At 62.5% G+C, this 4280-nt stretch carries 4 protein-coding genes and 1 pseudogene; 2 read left to right on the top strand and 3 right to left on the bottom strand.

What is annotated here, in order from left to right; all coding sequences use genetic code 11:
• Nucleotides 1-597: ABC transporter permease subunit (locus HZI36_RS26500; protein ID WP_179405639.1), on the top strand; the 597-nt coding region annotated here is incomplete at its 5' end.
• Nucleotides 598-696: 99 nt separating this feature from the next.
• On the opposite strand, the gene HZI36_RS26505 is transcribed toward HZI36_RS26500, so the two are convergent.
• The 3 genes from HZI36_RS26505 to HZI36_RS26515 all read right to left on the bottom strand — a co-directional run bounded on the left by HZI36_RS26505 (nt 697) and on the right by HZI36_RS26515 (nt 3718).
• Entirely contained in the window at nt 697-1134 is a 438-nt protein-coding gene (locus HZI36_RS26505; protein ID WP_179405640.1) for a RidA family protein, read from the bottom strand.
• A 58-nt stretch (nt 1135-1192) separates the two neighbouring features.
• Nucleotides 1193-2524 (bottom strand): flavin-containing monooxygenase, encoded by a 1332-nt coding sequence (locus HZI36_RS26510; RefSeq protein WP_179405641.1) that lies wholly within the window; start codon nt 2522-2524, stop codon nt 1193-1195.
• Between the two features lie 276 nt (nt 2525-2800).
• Nucleotides 2801-3718: a LysR family transcriptional regulator gene (locus tag HZI36_RS26515; RefSeq protein ID WP_179405642.1), complete on the bottom strand. Its 918-nt coding sequence runs from the start codon at nt 3716-3718 to the stop codon at nt 2801-2803.
• A gap of 348 nt (nt 3719-4066) precedes the next feature.
• Here HZI36_RS26515 and HZI36_RS26520 point away from each other — a divergent pair.
• Nucleotides 4067-4280 (top strand): annotated as a pseudogene (locus HZI36_RS26520) (aspartate aminotransferase family protein); the annotation flags it as partial.

Consider the following 4280-nt stretch of genomic DNA (forward strand, 5'->3'; position numbering starts at 1 on the left):
GGTTTCGTGCTGGCGCGGTTCGGCCGGTTCAAGGGGTTCACGTTCTACACGGGGATGATCAACGCGCCGCTGGTGATTCCGGAGGTGATCCAGGGGATCTCGCTGCTGCTGCTGTTCGTGGCGATGGAGCAGATGCTGGGGTGGCCGAAGGGTCGCGGGCTGGTGACGATCTGGATCGGTCACGTGATGCTGTGCGTGTCGTACGTGGCGATCATCGTGCAGTCGCGGGTGAAGGAGATGAACAAGTCGCTGGAGGAGGCGGCGCTGGATCTGGGAGCGACGCCGCTGAAGGTGTTCTTCCTGGTGACGCTGCCGCTGATCTCGCAGGCGTTGATCTCGGGTTGGCTGCTGTCGTTCACGATCTCGGTGGATGACCTGATCCTGTCGGCGTTCCTGTCGGGCCCGGGCTCGACGACGCTGCCGCTGGTGGTGTTCTCGCGGGTGCGGCTGGGGTTGAACCCGGAGATGAATGCACTGGCGACGCTGTTCATCAGCGTGGTGACGATCGGGGTGGTGCTGCTCAATCAGGTGATGAACGCGCGTGAGCGCAAGCGGCTGGCCGATATGCGGATGGCGTTCGAGCCGGCGGTGGCGTAACGCGACGAAGCGACGACGCGCAGGGCGCGGAACGCAACGGCGCTCCGCAACGAAAAACGCGGCGACTTCGGTCGCCGCGTTTTTCTTTTGCACGATCACTCAAGCCTGCGACGGCTTCCAGCCGTCCGGAATGACCGCGATTACGTCGATCTCCATCAGCCATTGCGGCTGCCCCAAAGCGCTGACGACGAGGCCGGTGGAAATCGGAAACACGCCTTTGAGCCACTTGCCCACGACCTGATACACCGGTTCGCGGTAGCGCGGATCGGTCAGATAAGTCGTGGTCTTGACGATGTGGGACAGATCGCTGCCCGCTTCTTCCAGCAGTTGCTTGAGGTTCTTCATCGCCTGCTCGGCCTGGGCGCCCGGATCGCCGAGCCCGACCAGATTGCCGTCGAAATCCGTGCCCACCTGACCGCGCACATAGACGGTGTTACCCGCGCGCACCGCCTGGCAAAGGTCGTTGTCGAGCTTCTGATTCGGATAGGTATCCTTCGTGTTGAACATGCGGATACGGGTGTGTGTGACTTCGCTCATCAATGGACCTCAGAGTCGGGAAAATAAAGAATCGAACATCGGGCTGGCTCGTATCGGCTCAAGCCCATTTCTCGGACGCGACGCACTCGCTCGCTAGCGAATGCATCGGCGCTTTCGCTTCGGCGGCCGGCTTCGCGCTCTGGTGATACGCGAGGTACTTGCGCTGGGTCACGATATGGTCGGCAACGTGTTTGGCGTCGTGCCAGACGCCCCAGATGAACGCGGAGCCGCGCCGCGACAGCCACGGCAGGCCCAGGAAATAGATGCCCGGCTCCGCGGACACGCCGCGCTGATGCTTCGGCTTGCCTCGTTCGTCGAAGGCGTCGACTTTCAGCCAGCCGAAATCGACCGCATAGCCGGTTGCCCAGACGATCGAGGTCACGCCGGCCCTGGCCAGGTCGAGATCGAGACGGGGATGGGTCATGCATGCCGGATCGGCCGGAATGACATGCGCGTCTGGCTCTTCCGGAAGGTCGAGGCCGTTGCGGGCGATATAGGCATCGGCCGCCTTCAACAGCGACAGATAGTTCTCGTCGCCGCGAGCGATGTTCTCCGCCAGATCCGTTTCGAACGTCGCGACGCCGTCGTCGAAGGATTTCGTCGAGCCGACGAGTGCGATCCCGCTGTTCGCCAGGCGCCGGAAATCGACCGTATGGCCGCCGCGCGCGCCGCTCACCGCAATGGTCACGTGTTCCTTGCCGGGGCGCATCACCTCGGCATCCCATTCGCCGAGCACGCCCAGCCACCAGCAGAAATCGCGGCCGCGATAGGCGCGCGGCGGCCGGTCGTGCGGGCCGACCGACAGGTAGACCTGCCTGCCCGAGCGCTGAAGTTCGTCGGCGATTTGCACGCCCGACGAGCCCGCGCCCACGACGAGCACCGCGCCCTCCGGCAATTGCCCGGGATTGTGATAATCGGCCGAGTGAATTTGCACGAGATCGTCGGCCTGGGGCGCGACGGGGGGAATGACCGGGCGCTGGAACGGGCCCGTCGCGACGACCACGCGGTTGGCTTCGATCGTGCCGTCGGACGTCCGCACGGTGAATCCCGATTTGCCGACGTTGCGCACGACCTCCTTCACTTCCACGCCGGTCCGGATCGGTGCGTCGATCATGCGCGCGTAGGCGGCGAAGTAGTCCGCGATCTGCTCTTTCGAAGCGAAGGCGTCCGGGCTGAGATTCTCGAACTCGAGATTGGGGAAGCGGTCATGCCATGCGGGGCCATTCGCAACCAGAGAGTCCCAACGTCCGGTACGCCAGCGTTCGGCGATGCGATCGCGCTCCAGAACGAGGTGCGGCACGCCGAGTTTGCCCAAATGCTCGCTCATCGCGATGCCGGCCTGGCCGGCGCCGACGATGAGCGTGTCGATTGACGTTCTTTCCACTGTCATGGTTGTTCCTTCCGAATGGCGGAGTGATGCGAATCGGTCGCAGTCTCGCGGCTCCTGAGAACGCGCGGTTCATACATAACCGCCTATGCACAACGCGCGAGCGATGCAGCGTTCCCGTTGCGCGCGATGCCCAGGCTGGCCGTCGTGGAGAAAATTTACGCCCGGCTTCGAGATTTGAAAAACATATTTAAAAAATGCACAGCATTTGATTAATCTATGCAAATCGACGCGAGATTCACGGCGGACGGCGGCATATCGCACATGCCTGCGGGCCCTCTACTCGCATCGGTCGATGTCGGCGCTGCAAAAGGTGATGAAATTGCGCACGACCTTGCGCGGTCGCATCTGCTTCGCACAGGCAATGCCGAGCGTCATCGCGCGCAGCTTCTCGCGGAATGGCACGATCGCGAACGCCTGCCCGTCGACGGTCGTCGTCGCGCGCAGCGGGAAGTTCAGGAGACTGTAGCCGAGCCCGTTCGCGACCATCCCGCGCACGACCTCCGGCTGCGCGGACTTGAACGCGGCGAGCGGGCGTGGCGCGGTTCCGTCGAACAGCGATGCGAAATATTCGCGGCTGTGCGGCAGATCGAGCATCACGTACGGCTCGTCGACGAGGTCGGTCAGCGAGATCGTCTTGCGCGACGCGAGCCGGTGCGCGCTCGGCAGGATCGCGTACGGCGGCAGCGACAGCAGCGGCACGAATTCGATGTCGTCGGTCAGATCGAGGTCGTACGTGAGCGCGACGTCGAGCAGCCCGTTCTGCAGCCCCTGCAGCAGGTCTTCCTGATGCGCTTCGAGCGTACGGAAGCTGATGCCCGAGTGCATGGCGACGAAGCGGCTCATCAGCGACGGCAGCAGCGGCGGTGCGATCGACACCATGCAGCCGAGCGAGAGCGTGCCGGTCACGCCGACGTCGAGCTCTTTCGCGGCCACTTGCAGTTCTTCGGCGTTCTTCAGCAGATCGCGCGTCTTGCCGAGGATGTCCTGGCCCGCTTGCGTCAGCGATAGCCCCTGCGCGTGATGGCGAATGAACAACTGCACGCCGAACGATTCCTCGAGATCGGCGAGTGCCGACGAGATCGACGGCTGGGAAATGTGCAGCAGCTTCGCGGCGGCGGTGAACGACAGGACCTCCGCCGTCACGGCAAAGTATCTGAGCTGGCGCAGCGAATACCGAAGTGACGAATGTTCCATCTTGCGCTCCGTTCCGAACGCGTCCGGCGAGTCCCGCGAGGGGCCTCCATGCCGTGATGTGAGCGTCACATGTCCGCGTACATGAGGTTGTAAATGGTCCGCATACTTTCGTCGTTCACATTCATGCTGCCAAGCACAATTCGCTTATCCACTGCATAGGATCGTCCTATGTTAAGAGCGCATTCATCTGAAATTTACTGGCTATGCATGATTTCCATAAAGAAGCGATCAGCTATGCAGTGGAAAACAAATATGTTCTTTTCCTTTTCTTTTTGTCGCCGGACATTGGGATCCTCGCATGTCGTCCCCGCCTCGACATCAGACCATTTCCAGGAAGGAGTACCGATCATGAATACCCGCGAGTTGCCGCGCCGAGAGACTCAGGATTATCAGAAGAGCGACGCTGCGCACCATCTGCACGCGTTCGTCGATCAGAAGGCGCTGAACGCCGAGGGTCCGCGCGTGATGGTGCGCGGCGAGGGCGTCTATCTGTGGGACAACGACGGCAAGTGCTACATCGACGGGATGTCGGGCCTCTGGTGCACGAACGTCGGCTACGGGC

The organism is Burkholderia guangdongensis (genome assembly GCF_013403875.1).
In the GTDB taxonomy this organism is placed as follows: Bacteria; Pseudomonadota; Gammaproteobacteria; order Burkholderiales; family Burkholderiaceae; genus Burkholderia; species Burkholderia guangdongensis.

Excerpts from the sequence above, each read along its gene's own strand:
- HZI36_RS26505 (WP_179405640.1), bottom strand. The coding sequence starts at position 1,134 with ATGAGCGAAGTCACACACACCCGTATCCGCATGTTCAACACGAAGGAT.
- HZI36_RS26510 (WP_179405641.1), bottom strand. The coding sequence starts at position 2,524 with ATGACAGTGGAAAGAACGTCAATCGACACGCTCATCGTCGGCGCCGGC.
- HZI36_RS26515 (WP_179405642.1), bottom strand. The coding sequence starts at position 3,718 with ATGGAACATTCGTCACTTCGGTATTCGCTGCGCCAGCTCAGATACTTT.